Annotated in this window: 2 protein-coding genes and 1 pseudogene; 1 reads left to right on the plus strand and 2 read right to left on the minus strand. The window is 70.7% G+C overall.

Going from position 1 to position 1,261, the window contains the following annotated elements; translation table 11 throughout:
* Positions 1 to 309 (minus strand): PhzF family phenazine biosynthesis protein (locus D183_RS0121660; RefSeq protein ID WP_017910840.1); only part of this gene is annotated, 309 nt, incomplete at its 3' end.
* A 166-nt stretch (positions 310 to 475) separates the two neighbouring features.
* Positions 476 to 718, minus strand: a pseudogene (locus D183_RS26635) (PhzF family phenazine biosynthesis protein); the annotation flags it as partial.
* Between the two features lie 80 nt (positions 719 to 798).
* On the opposite strand from D183_RS26635, the gene D183_RS0121670 reads away from it, so the two are divergent.
* A partial coding sequence (locus D183_RS0121670; RefSeq protein WP_441366786.1) for an amino acid kinase family protein occupies positions 799 to 1,261 on the plus strand: 463 nt, incomplete at its 3' end.

A 1,261-nucleotide genomic window follows, 5' to 3' on the forward strand; every position in this document is an offset into this window, starting at 1 on the left:
GCCGTCCTGGGTCAGGACGCCGTCGCGCGGGCTGGCGATGCCCGCTTCCAGCGCGACGTGCGCGGTGCCGACGCTGGGATGGCCGGCGAACGGCACTTCCTTCTGCGGGCTGAACATGCGCAGGCCGTAGCTGGCATCCGGCCGCGTCGGCGCGAACACGAAGGTGGTTTCCGGCAGGCGCGTCCAGCGCGCGATGGCCTGCATCGTGGCGGCGTCCAAGCCATCGGCATCGAGCACGACGGCCAACGGATTGCCGTTGCCGGCGCGGGCGGAGAAGACATCGACCTGGAAGAAGCGGCGTGCGGCCATGAGGGGAAACTCCGGACTGCGGTGGGGGAGGCCGGAGCTTACCAAGCGATCTTGCCAGCGATCACCGCTTGCACCAGGCCGCCACTCCACACGTCTTCGCCATCGACCTGGAGTTCGACGCGGCTATCGCGCCCGAGTTCGCGTCCCTGGCTGGCGACGTCGCGCCCGCCGCCCAGGCGGCGCCGACGCTGGGGTGGCCTGCGAATCGCAGTTCGCCCTGGGGGTGAAGATGCGAATACGGTAGTCCGCGCCCGCGTCCGGCGGCGGGAAGCACACCGTCTCCGAGAGGTTCGGCCACGCGGCCAGGCGCTGCATGCGCGGTGCGTCCTGGTCGGCGGCATCGAGCACCACGCCCTGGCGCCGGGCTGGTGGAAAAGGCGTCCAGGTGCAGGTATCGCCGCTCGCTCATCGGCGCTCGGTTGGCAGTAGAATCGGGGGTTCCGCCCGCGCATGCAGGCGTTTTCCCCACATTCCAGACACCCCCACTCCATGTCAGCTTCCTCTCCTGTCGATCGCTGGATCGTCCTCAAGTTCGGCGGCACTTCGGTGTCGCGTCGTCATCGCTGGGACACGATTGGACGGCTGGCGAAAAAACGCGCGGAGGAGACCGGTGCGCGGGTGCTGGTGGTGGTGTCGGCCTTGTCCGGGGTCACCAACGAACTGACCGCGATTGCCGACGGCAGCGCCGACAGCGCGCAGCGCGTGGCCGCGCTGGAGCAGCGCCACCGCGACTTCCTGGCCGAACTGGAACTGGACGCCGAGGCGGTGCTGGGCGAACGCCTGGCGGCGCTGCGCGGCCTGCTCGCCGATCCGCGCGCCGCCGAGCGCACGCTGGACTGGCAGGCCGAGGTGCTGGGGCAGGGCGAACTGCTGTCCTCCACCCTCGGCGCGGCCTACCTGCGCGCCAACGGCCTGGACATGGGCTGGATGGACGCGCGGCAGTGGCTGGGCG

Source organism: Xanthomonas sp. SHU 199 (genome assembly GCF_000364665.1).
Classification (GTDB): domain Bacteria; phylum Pseudomonadota; class Gammaproteobacteria; order Xanthomonadales; family Xanthomonadaceae; genus Xanthomonas_A; species Xanthomonas_A sontii.